This is a genomic window from Streptomyces sp. NPDC046887 (genome assembly GCF_040644755.1).
GTDB classification, from domain to species: domain Bacteria; phylum Actinomycetota; class Actinomycetes; order Streptomycetales; family Streptomycetaceae; genus Streptomyces; species Streptomyces lichenis.
On sequence record NZ_JBEYXH010000038.1, the window covers coordinates 1 to 19,647 of the forward strand.

Annotated in this window: 19 protein-coding genes and 1 pseudogene; 1 reads left to right on the forward strand and 19 read right to left on the reverse strand. The window is 73.5% G+C overall.

Features of this window, described 5'->3' with window-relative positions:
• Nucleotides 1-288: 288 nt before the first annotated feature.
• From ABZ945_RS26985 to ABZ945_RS27065, 17 genes and pseudogenes are all read right to left on the reverse strand, one after another.
• Complete coding sequence (locus ABZ945_RS26985; protein WP_361274647.1) at nt 289-855, reverse strand: helix-turn-helix domain-containing protein; 567 nt, start codon at nt 853-855, stop codon at nt 289-291.
• Nucleotides 856-908: 53 nt separating this feature from the next.
• Nucleotides 909-1,793, reverse strand: a complete 885-nt coding sequence (gene whiG / locus ABZ945_RS26990) for an RNA polymerase sigma factor WhiG (protein WP_361274505.1) — start codon at nt 1,791-1,793, stop codon at nt 909-911.
• A 290-nt stretch (nt 1,794-2,083) separates the two neighbouring features.
• Nucleotides 2,084-3,319 (reverse strand): DNA-processing protein DprA, encoded by a 1,236-nt coding sequence (dprA, locus tag ABZ945_RS26995; RefSeq protein WP_361274508.1) that lies wholly within the window; start codon nt 3,317-3,319, stop codon nt 2,084-2,086.
• On the reverse strand, nt 3,316-4,926 hold the full coding sequence (locus ABZ945_RS27000) for a YifB family Mg chelatase-like AAA ATPase (protein ID WP_361274510.1): 1,611 nt from the start codon (nt 4,924-4,926) through the stop codon (nt 3,316-3,318). The genes dprA and ABZ945_RS27000 overlap by 4 nt, the downstream gene beginning before the upstream one ends.
• A 1-nt stretch (nt 4,927) precedes the next feature.
• Nucleotides 4,928-5,290: a YraN family protein gene (locus ABZ945_RS27005; protein ID WP_361274513.1), complete on the reverse strand. Its 363-nt coding sequence runs from the start codon at nt 5,288-5,290 to the stop codon at nt 4,928-4,930.
• 198 nt (nt 5,291-5,488) lie between these two features.
• Nucleotides 5,489-5,797 carry a DUF2469 domain-containing protein gene (locus ABZ945_RS27010; protein WP_003965949.1) on the reverse strand — a complete coding sequence of 103 codons (309 nt, stop codon included), beginning with the start codon at nt 5,795-5,797 and terminating at the stop codon, nt 5,489-5,491.
• A gap of 55 nt (nt 5,798-5,852) precedes the next feature.
• A complete protein-coding gene (locus ABZ945_RS27015) occupies nt 5,853-6,398 on the reverse strand; it encodes an NUDIX hydrolase (RefSeq protein WP_361274515.1) in 546 nt (181 codons plus the stop codon).
• A complete protein-coding gene (gene lepB, locus ABZ945_RS27020; protein ID WP_361274518.1) occupies nt 6,391-7,158 on the reverse strand; it encodes a signal peptidase I in 768 nt (255 codons plus the stop codon). Before lepB (ABZ945_RS27020) ends, ABZ945_RS27015 begins: the two co-directional genes overlap by 8 nt.
• A 258-nt stretch (nt 7,159-7,416) precedes the next feature.
• On the reverse strand, nt 7,417-8,454 hold the full coding sequence (gene lepB, locus ABZ945_RS27025; protein WP_361274520.1) for a signal peptidase I: 1,038 nt from the start codon (nt 8,452-8,454) through the stop codon (nt 7,417-7,419).
• Nucleotides 8,402-9,454, reverse strand: a pseudogene (gene lepB / locus ABZ945_RS27030) (signal peptidase I); the annotation flags it as partial. The pseudogene lepB (ABZ945_RS27030) and the gene lepB (ABZ945_RS27025), both read right to left, overlap by 53 nt.
• Nucleotides 9,447-10,271 (reverse strand): signal peptidase I, encoded by an 825-nt coding sequence (gene lepB, locus ABZ945_RS27035; RefSeq protein WP_361274523.1) that lies wholly within the window; start codon nt 10,269-10,271, stop codon nt 9,447-9,449. The pseudogene lepB (ABZ945_RS27030) and the gene lepB (ABZ945_RS27035), both read right to left, overlap by 8 nt.
• 96 nt (nt 10,272-10,367) lie before the next feature.
• Nucleotides 10,368-10,718, reverse strand: coding sequence for a 50S ribosomal protein L19 (rplS, locus tag ABZ945_RS27040; protein ID WP_105869103.1), 351 nt, complete (start codon nt 10,716-10,718; stop codon nt 10,368-10,370).
• 143 nt (nt 10,719-10,861) lie between these two features.
• Nucleotides 10,862-11,683 (reverse strand): tRNA (guanosine(37)-N1)-methyltransferase TrmD, encoded by an 822-nt coding sequence (gene trmD, locus ABZ945_RS27045; protein ID WP_361274527.1) that lies wholly within the window; start codon nt 11,681-11,683, stop codon nt 10,862-10,864.
• Entirely contained in the window at nt 11,680-12,252 is a 573-nt protein-coding gene (gene rimM, locus ABZ945_RS27050) for a ribosome maturation factor RimM (RefSeq protein ID WP_361274530.1), read from the reverse strand. The genes trmD and rimM overlap by 4 nt, the downstream gene beginning before the upstream one ends.
• A 121-nt stretch (nt 12,253-12,373) precedes the next feature.
• On the reverse strand, nt 12,374-12,613 hold the full coding sequence (locus ABZ945_RS27055) for an RNA-binding protein (RefSeq protein WP_004924853.1): 240 nt from the start codon (nt 12,611-12,613) through the stop codon (nt 12,374-12,376).
• Nucleotides 12,614-12,615: 2 nt separating this feature from the next.
• On the reverse strand, nt 12,616-13,059 hold the full coding sequence (rpsP, locus tag ABZ945_RS27060; RefSeq protein ID WP_248632317.1) for a 30S ribosomal protein S16: 444 nt from the start codon (nt 13,057-13,059) through the stop codon (nt 12,616-12,618).
• A gap of 155 nt (nt 13,060-13,214) precedes the next feature.
• Nucleotides 13,215-13,808 (reverse strand): hypothetical protein, encoded by a 594-nt coding sequence (locus tag ABZ945_RS27065; RefSeq protein WP_248632316.1) that lies wholly within the window; start codon nt 13,806-13,808, stop codon nt 13,215-13,217.
• Nucleotides 13,809-14,443: 635 nt separating this feature from the next.
• On the opposite strand from ABZ945_RS27065, the gene ABZ945_RS27070 reads away from it, so the two are divergent.
• A complete protein-coding gene (locus ABZ945_RS27070) occupies nt 14,444-15,340 on the forward strand; it encodes a methyltransferase domain-containing protein (RefSeq protein WP_361274535.1) in 897 nt (298 codons plus the stop codon).
• Nucleotides 15,341-15,405: 65 nt separating this feature from the next.
• Here ABZ945_RS27070 and ffh read toward each other — a convergent pair whose 3' ends face one another.
• On the reverse strand, nt 15,406-16,959 hold the full coding sequence (gene ffh / locus ABZ945_RS27075) for a signal recognition particle protein (protein WP_361274537.1): 1,554 nt from the start codon (nt 16,957-16,959) through the stop codon (nt 15,406-15,408).
• A gap of 225 nt (nt 16,960-17,184) precedes the next feature.
• Nucleotides 17,185-19,632 carry a [protein-PII] uridylyltransferase gene (locus ABZ945_RS27080; RefSeq protein WP_361274540.1) on the reverse strand — a complete coding sequence of 816 codons (2,448 nt, stop codon included), beginning with the start codon at nt 19,630-19,632 and terminating at the stop codon, nt 17,185-17,187.
• Nucleotides 19,633-19,647: the final 15 nt, after the last annotated feature.

The following is a 19,647-nucleotide window of genomic DNA, read 5'->3' on the forward strand; positions in this document are numbered from 1 at the left end:
TGGAGCAGCTGCGCGGCTTCGCCCAGGACTCCGGCGAGGGCCGGTGGACGGTCGAGGCCGCCATCGGGGGAGGGCCCCCCAAAGGTCGGGGCTGAGGTTAGGGGTGTTGAGGTGGGTGCAGGCGTGGGGCGCCGATGGGCAGGCCCGGTCCAAGCTCAGGGGCGGTGTCGCCGGGGCGGTGTGGCGGAGGCGGGGCGGCGAGTGTGGGGCAGGCACATGCGGAAGCCTGCGCGCGCACCGGCAGGCGGGCGGGGCCTGGGTTGCTTTGGTGGGGCAGGGCGGGGTGGGCTAGCCGGGGTGGCGGCTTACGCCGTGGAGGGCTAGGGCGACGGCGGAGTCGGCGATGGCGGCGGGGACCTCCGCAGCGCCCAGTTCGACGCGGCGGGCGGCGGCGTCCACGATGCCCTGGAGGAGCATCGCGGCGAGGCGGGGCTGTTCGTGGCCCAGTTCGGCCAGGGCTTCGACGATCATCGCGACCAGCCCGCCGTGGGCGGCGCGGATCTTCTCGCGGGCGCCCGCGTCCAGTTCGCTCGCGGAGATGGCGACGACGGCCCGGTGGCGGCGGTCGCCGACCAGTTCGAGCTGGCGGCGGATGTACGCCTCGATCTTGCCCTCGGGGCCGGCGGAGCGTTCCATCGCGGCCTCGACCTCGGCGGCCCATACGGGGAAGTCGACGGCGCACAGCTCCTCGACCACGGCGGCGCGCGAGCGGAAGTACTCGTAGACGGACGACCGGGCGAGGCCGGTGCGCTCGGCGAGGGCGGGGAAGGTCAGCGCCTCCGTCCCGCCTTCGGACAGCAGGGAACGCGCGGCGTCCAGCAGGGCGCCGCGCTGCATGGTCCGGTGCTCGGCCACGGAGGCCGCTCGAATCCTTGGCACCCCACCACTCTACGGCGGGCCCTTCGCCGTCAGCGTCCTACGTCGGCCAGCTTCGCCCGCAGCTGGAGGACGGATTTGGTGTGGATCTGGCTGACGCGGCTCTCGGTGACCCCGAGGACATTGCCGATCTCGGCGAGGGTGAGGCCCTCGTAGTAGTAGAGCGTGACCACGGTCTTCTCCCGCTCCGGGAGGGTGTTGATGGCACGGGCGAGCAGCCTGCGCAGTTCGCGGTCCTCGGCGACCTCGACCGGGTTGTCGGCGGCGGTGTCCTCCAGGGTGTCCATCAGGCTGAGCCGGTCGCCGCCCTCGCCGCCGACGTGCAGCAGCTCTTCCAGGGCGACCACGTTCGCCAGGGAGAGCTGGCTGAAAACGGCGTGCAGGTCCTCCAGTGCGATGCCCATCTCGGTGGCGACCTCGGTTTCCGAGGGGGTGCGCCGCAGACGGGCTTCCAGGGTCGCGTAGGCGCGTTCGACGGCGCGTGCCTTCTGCCGTACGGATCGCGGGATCCAGTCCAGGGCGCGCAGTTCGTCGATCATCGCGCCGCGGATACGGGTGATGGCGTAGGTCTCGAACTTGATGGCCCGTTCGATGTCGAACTTCTCGATCGCGTCGATGAGCCCGAAGACCCCGGACGAGACGAAGTCGGCCTGCTCGACGTTGGACGGCAGTCCGACGCTGACCCGGCCGGCCACGTATTTCACCAGCGGGGAGTAGTGCAGGATCAGCTGCTCCCGGAGCCGCTCGTCACCCGTGTCCTTGTACGACCGCCACAGCTGGTCGAGCGAGGTGGGGGGTGGGGGTGGAGGGGCGGGCGGGGAGGGGGGAGCGGGCGGATGCACGGCGCGCCGGGAGGAGGTGCCCCGGGCAGCGGGGGGCACTGCCGCGCGGTCTGACCCGGAGGTGTGCTGGGGCATGCGTCGCTGTGAGCCGTTCTGCTGGAGCGGGTGGGCGGAGCCGGTGTGCGGGGAGGGAGGATTTCGCGGGGGTGGGGGTGGTCGGCCTCGGGGGCCGACCTTGTGAGCGTAGCGTGACTGCGGGATCGCTTTGCGCGAAGGACGTCGGCTCGGTGGCCCGGGCGGGTATGGCGTCGGCCGCATCTTCGAATGGGGCCCCGCGGGTGGTCCGCGCGGGGACCACCCGGCCAGGGGCCTCCGGGGCGGGTACGGAGGTCATCACGGGCAGCCTGTCACCCGAATGCCCCTGGTCAAGCACCGCCTCGCCGGGTGTCGGCGTGGCGCGCGGGGCGTGCGGTGAGCCGCCAGCGGTCGTCGTGCCGTTCGACGAACCCGAGGGAGTGAAGCTCGTACAGCCGGGCGAGTGCGGCGTCAACCGGCGTACCCAGGGCGTGCGCGAGGTCTCGGGCGGTGGTGTCGGTGGCTCTGCCGGGCATGGCTTCCAGCAGCTGGGCGCACTCCGGGTCGAGGAGGTCCCGGGGCAGCACCGGTCCGCGCCGGTCGGGGGCGAGGTCGTCGCCGATGGTGCCCACGAGTTCGATGACGTCCGGGGCGTCGGTGACCAGTACGGCGCCGCCGCGCAGCAGTTGGTGGACGCCTCCCGAGTAGGCGCTGGTGACCGGTCCGGGGACACCCATGGTGTGGCGGCCCATGCGCTGTGCGGCGCGGGCGGTGACCAGTGAGCCGCTGCGGTGGGCGGCCTCGATCACCACGGTGCCTCGGGTGAGGGCGGCGATGACCCGGTTGCGCAGGACGAAGCGGCTGCGGGTGGGGTGTGCGCCGGGTGGCAGTTCGCCGATGACCAGGCCTTGGCGGACGATGCGGCCGAGCAGTTCGGCGTGGCCGCGGGGGTAGGCGACGTCGGTGCCGCAGGCGAGTACGGCGATGGTCGCACCGCCGGCGGCGAGGGCGCCGCGGTGGGCGGCGCCGTCGATGCCGTAGGCGGCTCCGGAGACGACGACCCAGCCGTGTTCGGCGAGCCCGGCCGCGAGGGTGGTGGCGGTGTGGGCTCCGTAGGGGGTGCAGCTGCGTGCTCCGACCAGGGCGACGGAGCGCAGCGCCCAGCGGCGCAGGTCCGGTCCGCCGCGGACCCAGAGGCCGATGGGGCGGGCGGGGCCGAGGTCGTCGAGCTGGCTGGGCCATTCGGGGTCTCCGGGGATGACGAACCGCCCGCCGTGGGACGCCACGGTGGCGAGGTCGTGCGCGGGGTCGGCCCGGGCGGCCAGGGCGCGCAGTGCTCTGGTCCGTTGGTCGCCGGCTCCGGGGAGGGTGTCGTGGCGGTACGCGGGGCTGGTGAGCCGTCGCAGGAGTTCCACCGGCCCGAGGTCGGCGAGCCACTGCCCGGCTCGTTCGTCGCCGGGTTCGAGGACCCGGGTGAGGGCGGCGCGGGCCCGGCGCTCGTGCCGGCGGGGGTCGTGGGTGGCGGCGTCGGGGCTTTCGCTCCCCGCTCCCCCGCTCGCCGCTCCCCCGGTCGGCAGGCCGGTCATCGGAACTCTCCGGTCGCCGGGACGCCCCGGGGGACGCCGGTACGTAGCTCCAGGGCCTGGTTCACCTCGGCGGGGCCGGGGCGGTCGCGGCCGGCGAGATCGGCGAGGGTCCAGGCGACACGGAGGATCCGGTCCAGTCCGCGGGCGGTGAGCAGACCCCGTTCGAGGTCGCGTTCGGCGCCGGCGAGGGCGCCGGGGGCGGGCTGCCAGCGGGTGCGCAGCTCATGGCCGGGGACCTCGGCGTTGAGCTGCCAGGGGGTGCCGGTGAGGCGGGCGGCCGCTCGCTCGCGGGCTTCCTGGACGCGGGCGGCGACGACGGTGGTGGGTTCTCCGCGGCCGCCCTGGCCGAGCAGGTCGGCACGGTCGACGGGCTCTACGGTCACCCGGAGGTCGACCCGGTCGAGCAGGGGGCCGGACAGCCGGGCCTGGTAGCGGCGGACCAGGGTGGCCGGGCATTCGCAGGCGGCGCCGACCAGGGTGTGCCGGCCGCAGGGGCACGGGTTGGCGGCGAGCACCATCAGAAACCGGGCGGGCAGCCGGACCACGCCGGCGCTGCGGGCGACGACGACATGGCCGGACTCCAGCGGCTGGCGCAGCGCGTCCAGGGCCTTTCCGGAAAATTCGGGCGCTTCGTCGAGGAAGAGCACGCCGCGGTGGGCGAGGGAGACGGCGCCGGGCCTGGGGGTGCCGTTCCCGCCGCCGACCAGGGACTGCATGGTGGCCGAGTGGTGCGGGGCGCAGTAGGGCGGGCGGCGTACCAGGGGTTCGCCGGGCGGCAGGATGCCGGCGACGGAGTGGACGGCGGTGACCTCCAGGGCTTCGGCCCGGGTGAGGGGCGGCAGGACGGCGGGGAGCCGTTCAGCGAGCATGGTCTTGCCGGCGCCGGGTGGGCCGGTCAGCAGGAGGTGGTGGCCGCCGGCGGCGGCGGTCTCCAGGGCGCGCCTGGCGGTGTGCTGCCCGGCCACGTCGGCGAGGTCGGGGCCTTCGCCCGGCGCGGGGGCGATCCCGGTGCCGATGCCCGCGCCGGGGACGAGCAGCCCGGCGAGCATGGCGTCGGGCCGGCCTGGTTGGTCGGGTTCCTCGTCGGGCACGGGTTCGTCGGCGAGCACGGCGATGAGCTGGCGCAGGGTGCGGACGCCGAGGACGGAGACGCCGGGGACGAGCGCGGCCTCTCCGGCGGTCTGCTCGGGCACGACGACGTGCTGGTAGCCGGCTTCGGCGGCGGCGAGTACGGCGGGGAGGATTCCGCGTACGGGTCGGACGCGGCCGTCGAGGCCGAGCTCGCCGATGAGGACGAGGTCGGCGATGGCGCGGGGGTCGACACGTTCGGCGGCACCGAGCACCGCGGCGGCGACGGCGAGGTCGAAGCCGGAGCCGCTCTTGGGTACGGAGGCGGGGCTGAGGCCGACGGTCAGCTTCTTCTGCGGCCACTCCGCGCCGGAGTTGACCACGGCGGCGCGGACTCGGTCGCGGCTCTCCACCAGGCTCTTGTCGGGCAGTCCGACCAGGGTGAACGCGGGGACACCTGGTTCCAGGTCGGCCTGGACCTCGACGACCACGCCTTCGACGCCGACCAGGGCGACGGAGCAGGCTCGGGCGAAGCCCATGTCAGATCACCCCGCGGACATGGTCGACGACGGGGGTGCCGCGGCGGGGCAGCAGGACGCCGATGGCGTCGATGCGGACGCCGCCGGGCGGTGGGCCGCCGTGCCGGTCGAGCCAGCAGGCCGCGAGCCGTCGCAGCCGGTCCGCCTTGGTGGCCGTGAGGGCGGCGAGCGGGTGTTCGTACCGTGCGCTTCTGCGGGTCTTGACCTCGCAGACGACGAGGGTGTCGCCGTCCCGGGCCACGATGTCGATCTCGCCGGTCCGTCCGCACCGCCAGTTGCGGGCGAGCGTGGTCATGCCCGACTCGGTGAGTCGGCGGACGGCCAGCTCTTCGCCGTACCGTCCCAGTGCCCCCGTCGTGTTCATTGCGGCACCACCTCCGCCACCGACTGTGACGGGTCGGTGGCGGATTGTTGGATCTTGGCGGATGACGGTGGACAACCGGCGGAATGTGGATCACCGCGCCACTCGGAGGGGCGATTCCGGGGGCGCGGTGTTGACGGCCGGGGGGCACGGCAGGTGGGCGTGGCGGTGGCTCGCCGCCCGGGGGCGTGAGGTGCGGGATCAGCCGCCCGGCAGTTCGAGGTCGCTCTTGTTGAGCTCCTCGATGTTCACGTCCTTGAAGGTCAGTACGCGCACCTGCTTGACGAACCGGGCCGGCCGGTACATGTCCCAGACCCAGGCGTCCGCCATGGACACCTCGAAGAAGACCTCGCCCTGCACCGAGTGCACCTGCATCTCGTAGTCGTTGGTGAGGTAGAAGCGGCGCTCGGTCTCGATCACGTACTTGAACAGACCGACGACGTCTCGGTACTCCCGGTAGAGCTTCAGCTCCATCTCGGTCTCGTACTTTTCGAGGTCCTCGGCGCTCATGGCATGTTCCCCTTCAGCCGTGCGTGCCCCCATTGTGCGCCAGTGCCCCGGGCCCCTAGACGTTTTCCGGGGGCAGGACCACCGGTTGCTCGGGGGGTCCCTCGTCGAGCAGCGCGCGCAGCAGCCCGGCGAGTCGTGTCGGGTACACCGTCTCACGCGTCGAGGACAGTTCGGCGGAGGTCCACCATCTCAGCCCCGCGACACTGCGGGTCTCCAGCTCGGTGAGGTCGCCGAGCGCCACCTCGGTGCGGTCGGTGCGGGCCAGGTAGTACCACTCGTCCTGGTCCCAGCGACGGCCGGCGAACGGGAAGGAGCAGACCCTGCGCCACACCACCGGGCCCAGCCGCACCCCGGCGAGGCCGGTCTCCTCGGCCAGCTCCCGTACGGCGGCCTGCTCCCGGGTCTCGTCGCCCTCCACTCCCCCACCGGGGGTGAACCACCAGGTCGTGGCCGGGTCGTCCGGCTCATGGCCGTGCAGCAGCAGGACCCGGTCGTCGGGGTCGAGCAGCACGACCCGGGCCACCTGGCGCAGGGCGGCGGGCTCGGACGGCTCGGACGGCTCGGACTCCGACGTCGATTCGGGCCTCGGCGCCTCAGGCATCGGCGGGGGCCTTTCCGCGCGCCGGGCGTTTCCGGTCGGCGCCCCGCCCACCGCCGGAGAGGGCGCGTGCCAGTGACGGTCCCGCGGCACCGGCCAGGACGAGCACCGCGCCGACGGCCACCGCGGCCACCACCGGCTTCACCGGTCCCGGCTCGGAGATCCCGCCAGGCAGGGCGGCGAACTCCTGCGGGCGCTCCACCATGGAGCCGAGCGGCCAGGCCACGGCGTCCACCCGGGCGGTCACCGCGGACCGGGGCACCGAGCCGTGGCTGGCGTCCTGGAGGTGGACCCGCGAGTCCTGGGAGCCGTTGCGCTCGTCGCCGAGGAGGAAGAGCCTCCCCTCGGGGACGGCGGCGGAGAACTCGGTCAGCGAGGCCGCCTCACCCGCCCGCAGATACGGTTCGTCGACCGGCTTGCCGTTGATGGTGAGCCGGCCGTCGGCGCCGCAGCAGGCCACCGTGTCGCCGCCCACTCCGACGACCCGCTTGACCATCGGCAGGTCGCCCCAGTTCGGGTCGTTGAAGACGACCACGTCGCCGCGGCGGACATCGGTGCCGTCGATGCGCTGGGCCAGCACCCGGTCCCCGGCGGCGACGGTCGGCGACATGGAATCGGTGGGGACGGTGTACGGCCGGTACAGGACCGCGCCCCAGGCGAAGCCGCCGAGGAAGAGCACGCAGCCGAGGGCCACGACCAGCCCCGACAGGGCGCTCGCGAGACGGCCGGGACCGCGATCCGTCCGTACGGTCTTTCCGCTCATCCGGAGCTCCCCTGCCTCACGACACCGACACCCTCCGCCCTCGGTGGGACGGACAGCCGCCGAGCCGGGCCGGTCACCCGCGGGCAACCGCGCGGCCGGCGCCGGACGGCGGACGATCTGGGACGGCACCCTACCCGCGTACCCCTACCGAGCGGTACGCCATGGGCCCGCCGACTGCCCCGAAGCCCCGCCCGTCCACACACGCCCCGGGGCCCGCCCACGCACGGTGGACGGGCCCCGGGGGAGCGAGCAGGGACGTCAGTGCTCGGCGGTGCGGCGGGTGCGGCGGCGCCAGAGGACGAGCGGGATGGCGCCGGCCAGTCCGAGGGCGCCGGGGGCGGCGGCGGTGGCCGCCGCGGCGAGGCCCTGCTGCTCGAAGGTGCCGGGCACCGGGAGGGTCGCCCAGCGGGTGACCGGCCAGGCGACGACGATGGCGCGGCCGACGACCTTGTCGTTGGCGACCGTGCCGTTGCCCGGGAGCTCCTGGTGGTAGCGGGAGTCCAGCGAGTTCTGCCGGTTGTCGCCCATCACCCAGATCCGGCCCTCGGGCACCTTGATCGGCCCGAACGGCTGGTCGTCGCAGGGGGTGGAGCCGGGGTAGATGTACGACTCCTCGTTCAGCGGCTTGCCGTTGACGATCACCTTGCCGCCCCGCTTGCAGCTGACCGTGTCGCCGCCGACCGCGATGACCCGCTTGATCAGGTCCTGCTCCTTGGCGGACGGCATCAGGCCGATGGCGCTGAGGACCGTCTGCAGGGCGTTGGGCTCGGGCACGGACTGGCTCTCCAGCCAGCCGCCCGGGTCGTTGAAGACGACGACCTCGCCGCGCTCGGGCTCGGAGCCGAACCAGGGGGTGAGTTTGTCGACCAGCACCCGGTCGCCGCGCTGCAGGGTGTTCATCATCGAGTCCGAGGGGATCGAGAACGCCTGCACCAGGAAGGTCTTGATCAGCAGCGCCAGGACCAGCGCGATACCGATGAGCAGCGGCAGCTCCTTCCAGAAGGAGCGCTGCCGCTTCTTGCCGCCGCTGCGGCCCTCGTCGCCGGACTCGCCGTCCTCCTCCGGCGTACCGCCGTGTCCGGAGCCGCCGCCGGCGGCGTGGCCGCCGTCAGCGGGCGGGACCTCCGGAGGGAGGCCGCCCACCGGACGCCCCGGGCGTCCCGGGTGTCCGGAGTCGACCGGCCCGGTGCCGGACGAGCCGGGCCCGGACGGCCCGGAACCGGGCGGGAAGGACCCTCCGGACCGCTGCGGCCGCTCCTCGGGCTCGTCGTGTCCGGAACGTGCGCCTACCGCCAAGTCCCCCACATCCACTCCTCAATCCGTGCAACCGCCCACCCCGTAGCAGGGGCAGGCCCACCACTCCCATAACGAGCGGGAGTTCCGCAGGGGTCGGGAGTCCGGTCAATCCGTTCACATTCAGCGGGGACACACTATGCGACGCGCCGGGCGCCGCCGCCGTCCCGGTCGGCGGGGCCGGCACCGTGGCGAAGGTGTCCGGTTCCTCCAGTCTGCGCCAGTGGGAGAACGGCCACGCGATGACCACGGCCCGGCCGACCACGTCGTCCTCCGAGACGGTCCCCTGGAACGGCTCGTCCAGGTGGAACCGCGAGTCCGCGGAGGCGGACCGGTGGTCGCCGAGCACGAAGATCCGCCCGGCCGGCACCTTGACCTCGAACGGGATGGTCGAGGGGGCGTCCCCGGCGTTGATGTACGGCTCGGCGAGCGGCTTGCCGTTGACCGTGACCCGCCCGTCCTTGCCGCAGCAGGCGACGGTGTCGCCGCCGACCGCGACCACCCGCTTGATCAGGTCCTGCTCGTCGTCCGAGGGCAGCAGCCCGATCAGGCCGAGGCCGTCCTTGATCTTGGCGATGACCACCGGGTCGTTCTCGGCCGGGGTCCGCTCCTGGGCGAGCCAGCCGCCGGGGTCGCGGAAGACCACCACGTCCCCGCGCTCCGGCCGGGAGCCGAACCAGGGGGTGAGCTTGTCCACCAGCACCCGGTCGTCGATCCGGATGGTCTGCTCCATGGAGCCGGAGGGGATGACGAAGGCCTGCACCAGGAAGGTCTTCAGCACGAAGGCGATCACCAGCGCCGCGGTGATCAGCAGCGGGATCTCCTTGACCGCCGAGCGCCGGCGGCGCCGCTTCACCTTCCGGGCGAGCTTGCGGCGTTCGGCCCGTCCCGGCATCGGCCGTCCGCCGCCGGCCTGCTGGGAGCCGTCGGTGGGGCGGGAGCCGGTGGGCAGCCGGTTGTCGGCCCGGTGGCTGCCCGGCCTGCCTCGGCCGCGGCTACCCATGTCCCCCTCCCGCCGGCGCGGACGGTACGCCGCTGAAGGCGTCCGTGGGCCGCAGGGCGGACCAGCGGCCCAGCGGCCAGCCGATCCAGTCCGCGCGCCCGATGACCTTCTCCACCCGTACGGTGCCGCCGCCGGGGTCGCCGAGGTGGTCGCGGGAGTCCCGGGACTGGCTGCGGTGGTCGCCCATCACCCAGAGGGAGCCCTCGGGTACCACGATGTCGAACGGCACCCGGGACGGGTCGTCCCCGGGGAAGAGGTAGTCCTCCGGTACGGGCACGCCGTTCACCTTCAGCCGTCCCCCCGGGTCGCAGCAGGTCACCCGGTCGCCGCCGGTGCCCACCACCCGCTTGACGAAGTGGGTGTCGGGCGGTTCGGCAAGGCCGAGGGCGGCCGCGGTCCCGTGCAGCAGACCGGTGACCGGGTTCTCCGGCGGGGGCTCGCGGAGGAAGGAGCCGGTGCCGTCGAAGACGACGACGTCCCCGCGGCGGGGCGCCGTACCGCCGCCGTACGCCAGCTTGTCGACCAGCACCCGGTCGCCGACCTGGAGCGTCGGCCGCATCGAGCCGCTGGGGATCTGGAACGGCTGGACGAGGAAGTGGCTCACCCCCAGCAGTACGGCGGCGAAGGCCGCGGCGATCAGCAGGGGCCGGCGCCATCCGCGGAGGACCGCCCCCCGCCCGTCGGCCGTCCCGCCCTCCTCGTCACCCTCGGCATCGCCTGCCTCGGCGGGTGCGGACGGCCCGGAACACGCCGAGCGCGACCGCTCCTCCCTGCCGGAGGGGCGATCGCGCTCGGGGTGCTGTGCTTCGGTGTCCATCGGGGCCAGATGCTATCCGGCCCCGCCGTAACGCCGCCGTGAGGACCGCGCGGCGCGCGGCCGTCCCGGGCCGGAGTACGGAACCGAGCCGGTGGCTCAGTTGTCGCGCTTCTCCTTGATCTTCGCGGCCTTGCCGCGCAGCTCACGGAGGTAGTACAGCTTGGCGCGGCGGACGTCACCGCGGGTCACGAGCTCGATCTTCTCGAAGATCGGGCTGTGCACCGGGAAGGTGCGCTCGACGCCGACGGAGAAGGAGACCTTGCGGACCGTGAAGGTCTCGCGGACGCCCGCGCCCTGGCGGCGGATGACGACACCCTTGAACTGCTGGATACGGGAGCGGTTGCCCTCGATCACGCGGACGTGCACGTTGACGGTGTCACCGGGGCGGAACGCGGGGACGTCCGAGCGCAGCGACGCGGCGTCGACGGAGTCGAGCAGGTGGGACATGTGTGTCTGCTTCCTCGCTGATGCCACAGGTCATCAGCGGTACATCGTGATCGCACGGCGATCATCGTCAGGGGAGTTGTCCGCGTCGGACGGGCGTCGTGTCCCCCTGTGGCAGGGGCGCACGCCGGACGCACAACAGCCGCCTATTCTTCCACGGCCTTCGGCCTGCGCCAAAATCGGCCGCCCGGTTCCGGGGACCAGCCCAGGATGGAGAGCGTCTCGCGGTCCTTCTTGTCGAACGCGGACGCCTCGCAGCGCTCCAGCAGCTCGGGGCGGTGGGCGGCGGTACGGGCCAGGGCCTCGTCGCGCCGCCAGCGGGCGATCTTGCCGTGGTGGCCGCTGAGCAGCACCTCGGGGATACCGCGGCCGCGCCACCGCGGCGGCTTGGTGTAGACGGGGCCTTCGAGCAGGTTGGCCATGGCGCCGGGGGCGAAGGAGTCGTCGCGGTGGGACTCGGCGTTGCCGAGCACCCCGGGCAGCAGCCGGGCCACGGCCTCGGTGACGACCAGTACGGCGGCCTCGCCGCCGGCGAGGACGTAGTCGCCGATGGACACCTCGTAGACCGGGATCCGGGTGGCGTACTCCTCGGTGACCCGGCGGTCGATGCCCTCGTAGCGGGCCGGGGTGAAGACCAGCCAGGCCCGGGTGGACAGCTCCACGGCCAGTTCCTGGGTGAAGGGTCGGCCGCTGGGCGTGGGCACGACCAGGGCGGGGCCGTGGGCGCCGGCCTCGTAGCCGTCCGCCAGCACGTCGTCCAGGGCGTCCCCCCAGGGCTCGGTCTTCATGACCATGCCGGGGCCGCCGCCGTAGGGGGTGTCGTCGACCGTGTTGTGCCGGTCGTAGGTCCACTGCCGCAGGTCGTGCACCCGGACGTCGAGGCTGCCGCGGGCGCGGGCCTTGCCGACGAGCGAGACGTTCAGCGGTTCCAGGTACTCGGGGAAGATCGTGACGACGTCGAGCCTCATCGGGTCCCGTCCTCGGCACCCTCGCCGCCGTCGTCCCCGCGGGCGGTGGCGATCTCGGCGCGGTCGTCGATCAGTCCGGGCGGTGGGGTGATCACGGCCCGCTGCCCGTCCAGGTCGATCTCGCTGACGATCTCCTCCACGAACGGGATCATCACCTCGGTGCCGTCCGGCCGTTCGACCACGAACAGGTCCTGGGAGGGCAGATGGGAGATCTCGGTGATCCGGCCGATCGCGGTGCCGTCGGCGAGCACCACGTCCAGGTCGATCAGCTGGTGGTCGTAGAACTCCTCGTCGTCCTCGGGACGTTCGTCGGGGTCGACGTCGGCGATCAGCAGGGTGTTGCGCAGCGCCTCGGCGCCGGTGCGGTCGCTGACCCCGGCGAAGCGCAGCAGCAGCCGGCCGCTGTGCACCCGGCCGGTCTCGATGGTGAGCGGGCCGGTGGCGGCCGGGTCGGTGGCGAGTACGGCCCCGGGGGCGAGCCGCAGCTCCGGCTCGTCGGTCCGCACCTCGACGGTGACCTCGCCCTTGATCCCGTGGGCGCGGCCGATCCGCGCGACTACGAGCTGCACTCCTGTTGCCTTTCCTTCGTTTCCCGAGGTTTCCTGTGCGCCGTTTCCCGAGTGTCCCGGGAAACGGCTGCGGGCCGGGGCGGGCCGTAGCCCTCCCCGGCCCGCGCCGGTGTTCAACTGCTCAGCGGACGTGGTCCACGTCGACCAGGTCGACCCGGATCCCGCGGCCGCCGATGGCACCCACGACGGTCCGCAGGGCGCGAGCGGTGCGGCCGTTGCGGCCGATCACCTTGCCGAGGTCGTCGGGGTGGACCCGGACCTCCAGCACACGCCCCCGGCGCAGGTTGCGGGAGGCCACCTGCACGTCGTCGGGGTTGTCGACGATGCCCTTCACGAGGTGCTCGAGAGCCTCCTCGAGCATGCTCAGGCCTCGGTCGACTCGGTGGACGCGGCGTCGGCCTCGTCCGCCTTCTTGTCGGCCTTCTTGGCCTTCGGGGTGATGGCCTCACCCTTGTTCTCGTCGCCCTCGATCGCCTTGGCGAAGGCCTCGAAGGACGCGCGCTTGTCCTCCTTGGTCGCCGGGGCGAGCAGCGGCTTCTCCGGGGCGGGCAGGCCCTTGGCCTTCTGCCAGTCACCGGTGAGCTTCAGGATGGCGAGGACCGGCTCGGTCGGCTGGGCGCCGACGGACAGCCAGTACTGGGCGCGCTCCGAGTCGACCTCGATGCGCGACGGGTTCTGCACCGGGTGGTACAGGCCGATCTCCTCGATGGCCCGGCCGTCACGGCGGGTACGGGAGTCGGCGACGACGATGCGGTAGTGAGGCGAACGGATCTTGCCCAGACGCTTCAGCTTGATCTTGACTGCCACGGGTGTGGTGTCTCCTGGTCTTGACGTGGGTGGGCACAACGAGATGCCACGTGGGGTTGCGGTACCCGAGTGCCCGACGGACGCGTCAGCCGGAGGAGAGAGGGGTCCTGTTCGACTGTCGAGTACAGCTGGCCATTGTGCCACACCACGCGAGGTCAGCTCGCCGCGCCCACCGCTTCCGGGATGCGGAAGGGCTTGCCGCAGCCGCCGCAGACGATGGGCGCCTGGGCGAGCACCGAGGGGACGACCCGGACGTTGCGTCCGCAGTCGCAGACGGCCTTGACCCGCACTCCCCCGCCGGAGGAGCCGTGCCGGGCGGCCGGCCCCCGGAAGGAGCGCTTGGTGTCGCCCGCGGTGGCGGCGGTGTGCGCCTTGAGGGCGCGCTGCAGCCGCTCCATGGTGGGGCGGTAGCGGCGTTTGGCCTCGGGGCTGAGCGTGACCAGCGAGAAACCGCTGCTGGCGTGCGGCTCCTCGGGGTGGTCCAGGCCCATCTCCTCGGCGATCGCCAGGAATCTGCGGTTGTGGTAGCGGCCGGCGCGGGAGGTGTCTCGGACCCCTCGGGCGGCGGCGATGCCGTGGACTGCCTCGTGCAGCAGCCGTTCGAAGGAGAGCTCGGACCCGCAGGCCGACGAGGACTCTCCGATCAGTGATTCGGGCGCGGCGAGGTCGGGCAGCTCGGGGTGGTGCCGCTGAATGTCGGCCCACGCCTGTGCCAGCTCGGCGGCGAGAACAGGTGGTGTCGTGCTCACGTCGTGTACAACGAGCCGGGCAGCCGCTGGGTTCCATTCCGGGGCATCCCAAATAATTTGCACGTACCAGTCAGTTGCCGTTGATGCGGTCTGACGATGCCGAGAGCGCGGAACTCCGCAGGAAGCCGCCCAGCCCGCCGCAAGACGGTACGTAGCGGAGCGGAACGATACGAGGACCGCCCGCGGGAGCGTGATAGCCGCCTGATGCCGCGGGGGGACCTGAGGGACCCTACCCGGGCGTTCCCGGCGGCCGGACGGCGCCCTCGGCCCCACCCACGGATTTCGGACATCCGCTCCGCTCCGTCCCGCCGGGCGCGCGCCCCGGGCGCGGGGAGGCGGCCGGGGAGCGCCCGGCGCCGCGGCGTCCGTGCCGACCTGCGGCGCGGTGCCGGCGTGGCGGGATTCACGGAGGCACCCCACTATGGGAGGTGGTTCGCGCCGGGTCCGGGGGCGCACGACCGGGGCACGAAGCAATGCCCACCGACCCCTGGACTTGGGGGCGGAAGCGCAGTTCCCTGGCATACGGGGAGTGCGGGCGCACGCACACGGGGGGACTGGCTGTCCGACCGCTGTCCGGTGAGGACAGGAGGGCAGTCGAGGCAGTAACGGACCTTCGGCGGATTGGGGCGCTTTCGATGACACCTATGCTCGTCCAGCACCACCCCCACCCGGCTTCGGCTCCCCCCGTGGCGGACGGCCCCGGCCGTGCCCGCGACTGGGCGGAGATCCAGGAGCGGATGCTCGTACCGCTGTACGAAGCGGTCTACCAGCACCTGGAGGTCGGCACCCGGACGCGGCTGCTGGGTCTCGGCTGCGGCTCAGGGCTGGCGCTGCTGATGGCGGCGGCGCGCGGTGCGCAGGTGACCGGCGTGGACACCGACCAGCCCCGGATGGACCTGGCGCGGGAGCGGCTGCTGCCGGACTCCGGCGGCGCCTCCCCGGCGACCGGTATCGAGGTGGGGGCCCACCGGCACGGCGGGACGCGGCTGCTGTACGGCCGGCCCGCGGAGGCCGGGGACGCCACCCGTCCGGCGTACAACCTCATCACGGCGTTCCAGCCGATCGGCGGCTGTGTGGTGGACGACGAGGAGGACGCCGACTCGCTGGCGGCGGCGCTGGCCGCGGCGGTGCCGATGGCGGAGCGGGGCAGCGCGGTGGTGCTGGCCGGCTGGGGTCCGCCGGAGCGGTGCGCGACCTCGGCGGTGCTGCGGGTGGCAGGCCGGCTGACCGAGCGGCTGCGCACGGCGAAGTCCTGGCAGCCGGCGCTGCGGGACGACCTGGAGGAGGTGGCCGGGCGGGCCGGGCTGCGGCCGGACGGTTCGGGCCGGGTGGCCTGCCCGTTCGGGTACGCGGACATGGACAGCGCGGTGCGCGGGCTGATGTCGACCGGGCTGTTCGACGCGGCGGTGGCCGCGGCCGACCAGGCGACGGTCGAGAAGGAGGTCATCGAGGCGCTGCACCCGCACGTCCGCCCGGACGGCACGGTGTGGATGGCCAATGTCTTCCGCTATCTGGTGGCCCGTACGCCGTAAGGCACGGAGCCGTACGGGAAGGGGCGCCCCACCGCCGGTGGGGCGCCCCTTCCACGTCGCAGGTCTCAGCCCATGAACTTCTTGAACTCGTCGGGGAGCTGGAAGTCCTTGGGAACCTCGCCGGCCGGCAGGCCGAAGGCGCCGCCCTGCTGGGCGGCCTCCTCGCGGCGGGCCTGGGCGGCGGCCTCGTCGGCCTTCCGCTTCATCGGGTTGCCGCTCTTGCGCTTGCCCTTGGCCTGCTTCTGCTGCTTCTTCTGCCGGCCGGGGCCGCCGCCCATGCCGGGGATGCCGGGCATCCCGGGCATGCCGCCGCCGGCGGCCATCTTGGACATCATCTTGCGGGCGTCGAAGAACCGCTCGACCAGGCTCTTGACCATGCTGACGTCGACGCCGGAGCCGCGGGCGATACGGGCCCGGCGGGAGCCGTTGATGATCGTCGGGTCCTGGCGCTCGCCGGGGGTCATCGACTTGATGATGGCGGCGGTGCGGTCCACGTCCCGCTCGTCGATGTTGTTGATCTGGTCCTTGATCTGGGCCATGCCCGGCAGCATCCCGAGGAGCTTGCTGATGCTGCCCATCTTGCGGACCTGCTCCATCTGGGCGAGGAAGTCGTCCAGGGTGAAGTCCTTGCCCTTACTGCTCGCCAGCTTGGAGGCCATCTTGGCGGCCTCTTCCTGGCTGAAGGTCTGCTCGGCCTTCTCGATCAGCGAGAGCACATCGCCCATGCCGAGGATGCGGGACGCCATGCGGTCCGGGTGGAACGCGTCGAACTCGTCCAGCTTCTCGCCGTTGGAGGCGAACATGATGTTCTTGCCGGTGACATGCGCGATGGAGAGCGCGGCACCGCCGCGGGCGTCGCCGTCGAGCTTGGAGAGCACCACACCGTCGAAGCCGACGCCGTCGCGGAAGGCCTCGGCGGTGTTGACCGCGTCCTGACCGATCATGGCGTCCACGACGAACAGCACCTCGTCGGGGCTGACCGCGTCGCGGATGTCGGCGGCCTGCCGCATCAGCTCCTGGTCGATGCCGAGGCGGCCGGCGGTGTCGACGATGACCACGTCGTGCTGCTTGGTCCTGGCGTACTCGATGGAGTCCTTGGCGACCTGGACCGGGTCGCCGACGCCGTTGCCGGGCTGGGGCGCGTAGACGCCGACGCCGGCGCGCTCGGCGACCACCGCGAGCTGGTTGACCGCGTTGGGGCGCTGGAGGTCGCAGGCGACCAGCAGCGGGGCGTGGCCCTGGCCCTTGAGCCAGAGGCCGAGCTTTCCGGCGAGGGTGGTCTTACCGGCGCCCTGGAGGCCGGCGAGCATGATCACGGTCGGCGGGTTCTTGGCGAACCGCAGCCGGCGGGTCTCGCCGCCGAGGATGCCGATGAGCTCCTCGTTGACGATCTTGATGAACTGTTGGCTGGGATTCAGGGCCTTGGAGACATCAGCCCCAAGGGCACGTTCCTTGACCTGCTTGATGAACCCGCGAACGACCGGAAGGGCGACGTCCGCTTCCAGCAGCGCGATGCGGATCTCCCGGGCCGCGCCGTCGATGTCGGCTTCGGAAAGGCGACCTTTGCCCCTGAGGGTCTTGAAGGTAGTCGCCAAGCGGTCGGAGAGAGTATCGAACACGGCGCTCGTCGGTCCTTGGGGTCGGGGGCAGAGAATCGCCCTCAAGAGTATCCGGCCCCGACACCTGACCACCCTCGCCTGTCGGAATCAACTGGCGAGGGCGTAACCCCGCGGAGGCGGGGACCACGCTTTGCCCATCTTCATGACGTGCTGAGCGGGTGGGCCACCCCCGCAGTCGCAGGGAGCACTCCGTGCTCAACGACCGGTGCGGCGCCCGGTCACGCCTCACCCCAGCGCCTTCTCCACCCCCCGGGCCACCTCCGCCGCCCGGTCGGGGTGCAGCGGGCCGCCGTCCTCCCCTGTCACGTAGACGGTGTCCACCGCGTTGGAGCCGAGCGTGGAGACATGGGCGCTGCGCACCCGTACCCCGGCCTCCTCCAGGGCGCGGCCGATGCGGTGCAGCAGGCCGGGGGCGTCCTGGGCGCGGACCTCGATGACGGTGGCGTGGCGGGAGGCGGCGGGGGCGACGGTGACCCGGGGCGGCGGGGCCTTGACGCCGCGGCGGCGCGGGTAGGCGGCCTCCCGTTCGGCGAGGCGGGCGCGGATGTCGAGGCTGCCGTCGAGGGCGCGGACCAGGTCGGCGCGGAGCCGGGCGGCCTCGGGCAGGGAGCCGTACTCGGCGGCGACCCGCCAGCTGAGCAGCAGCACCGCGCCGCCGGGGCCGGGGAGGTCGACGGCGCGCAGGTCGGCGGCGCGGACGGTGAGCCGGTGCAGGGCGAGCACCCCGGCGGTGGCGGGCAGCACGCCGGGCCGGTCGGGCAGGGCGAGGTGCAGCCGCACGCCGACGGGTTCGGTGCCGTCCTCGGCCGGCTCGGCTGCGTCGGTGCGCAGGGTGAGGACGGGTTCGCCGGTGCGCAGGGCTTCCACGGCGAGGCGTTCCTGTTCGGCGCTGGGGGCGGCCGGTTCGGGGGCGGCGGGGGGTTGTCCGGCGAGGACGGCGGCGACGCGTTCGACCAGGTCGGCGACGAGGGAGGCGCGCCAGGCGGACCAGGCGGCGGGGCCGGTGGCGAGGGCGTCGGCCTCGGTGAGGGCGTGCAGGAGTTCCAGGGTGGCGGTGGTGCGGACGGCGTCGGCGACGGTCCGTACGGTGGCGGGGTCGTCCAGGTCGCGGCGGGTGGCGGTCTCGACGAGCAGCAGGTGGTGGCGTACGAGGGTGGCGAGGGTGTCGGTGTCGGCGCGGTCGAAGCCGGTGCGGGCGGCGACGTCGCGGGTGATGGTCTCGCCGGAGAGGGCGTGGTCGCCGGGCCAGCCCTTGCCGAGGTCGTGCAGCAGGGCGGCGACCAGCAGCAGGTCGGGGCGGCTGACGCGGCGGGTGAGGGCGGCGGCGCGGACGGCGGTCTCGACCAGGTGGCGGTCGACGGTCCAGGTGTGGACGGGGTTGCGCTGGGGACGGCAGCGGACGCGTTCCCAGTCGGGCAGCAGCCGGGTGACCAGTCCTTCGGCTTCCAGGGCCTCCCAGACGGGGACGGCGGAGGGGCCGGCGCCGAGCAGGGTGATCAGGCTCTCGCGGGCTTCGGCGGGCCAGGGCACCGGGAGCGGTGGGGCGGTGGCGGCGAGGTGGCGTACGGCGTGCGGGGAGAGCGGCAGGTCGGCCTGGGCGGCCGCGGCGGCGGCCCGCAGCGGCAGCACCGGGTCGCGTTCGGGGCGGGCGGTGCGGGCGAGGACGGCCTCGCCGTCCATCTCGACCACGCCGTCGGCGAGTGGGGCGCGGGCGGCGGGCTGGGGGCGGCCGCCGATGAGGCGGCGCAGCCGGGGCCGGGCGGAGCGGGCCCGTAGCACCCGGTCGACCTCGCGCCAGGTGGTGTCCTGGGCGTACGCGATGGTGCGGGCGGCCTCGTAGACCTCGCGGAGCAGCGCGTCGGCGTCCAAGAGGCCGAGGGCGGCGGCGACCTCGTCCTGTTCCTGGAGGGCGAGCCGGTCGGTGGCGCGGCCGGTGGTGAGGTGGAGGGCGTCGCGGGTGTCGAGGAGGCGGCGGCGGGCGTCGGCGAGTCCGGCGCGGGGGGCGTCGGCGAGCCAGGAGGCGGCGACGGCGCGCAGCGCGGTGGCGTCGCGCAGTCCGCCGCGGGCCTCCTTGAGGTCGCCTTCGAGGAGGTACGGGAGTTCGCCGTGGCGTTCGGCGCGTTCGCGGCAGAGTTCGCCGAGGGCGGGCAGGCGCTTGGGGGCCTGGTTGCGCCAGTCGGCGAGGATCGTGGTGCGCAGCGCGGTGGTGAGGCCGAGGTCGCCGGCGAGGTGGCGGGCGTCGAGCAGCCCGAGGTGGACCTTGAGGTCGTCGGCGGCGGTGGTGCGGGCCTCGGCGGGGGTGCGTACGGAGTGGTCGAGGGCGAGGCCGAGGTCCCAGATCGGGTACCAGACGCGGTCGGCGACGGCGGCGATCTCCTCGGGGCGGGCGCTGCCGTCGTGGAGGAGGAGCAGGTCGAGGTCGCTGCGGGGGGAGAGTTCGGCGCGGCCGTAGCCGCCGACGGCGACCAGTGCGGTGCCGCGGGGCGGCCGAGCGGCGGTGAACAGGGCGGTGAGCCACTCGTCGGTGAGGCGGGCGAGGGCGGCGCGCCGGGGCGGCCCGGTCCGCGTCTCCTCGCGAAGGAGGCGCAGCCGGGCCGCGGGGTAGCCGCCGGGCTCCGATCCGCCCGATCCGCCCGATTCATCCGTGGGTTCGGTCGTGTCAGCGCTCGTCACCCGGCGTCTCCCTTG